The following is a 546-nucleotide window of genomic DNA, read 5'->3' on the forward strand; positions in this document are numbered from 1 at the left end:
CCAGTAGGCGCCCAGACCGGCGCGATCACGGTGGCCAACGCCAACGGCACGGGCACCACCCCGACCTTCACCGTGATCCGGCCAGCCATACTCTCAGTTGACCCGGCTGCAGCCTACGAGTTGGATGTTATAACCATCAATGGTGCGAATCTGCATGGAACAACGCTCGTAAGCTTCAACGGCGTCGACACCTACGCCTTTGAAGAGGACTTTGCTAGTGACGGCACCATCGTCTATGTTGAGGTTCCAATCGGCGCCACGTCCGGCCCGCTGACGGTGACTGCCACAGACGGCACGGCCTCGATCGATTTTACGGTGCTCAAGCTGGTTCCGGCCAACCTGGCCATCAGCCCGGCCTCGGGTAAGGAAGGCGACTACGTGAGCATCTCGGGCGACAACCTGGCCGAGGTGACCTCGGTGGTGTTCGCCGGCGGTGTGGCTGCAAGCTTCGCCCCTATCGACAACGGCGACGGAACAACATCGCTGCAGGCCCAGGTGCCAGTAGGCGCCCAGACCGGCGCGATCACGGTGGCCAACGCCAACGGC

1 pseudogene is annotated in these 546 nt (G+C 63.0%); it reads left to right on the forward strand.

Annotated features, from left to right (window positions below):
• Positions 1–276: 276 nt before the first annotated feature.
• Positions 277–546, forward strand: a pseudogene (locus ABD920_RS23960) (hypothetical protein); the annotation flags it as partial.

It is taken from the genome of Pontibacter saemangeumensis, assembly GCF_039541895.1.
Taxonomy (GTDB): Bacteria; Bacteroidota; Bacteroidia; order Cytophagales; family Hymenobacteraceae; genus Pontibacter; species Pontibacter saemangeumensis.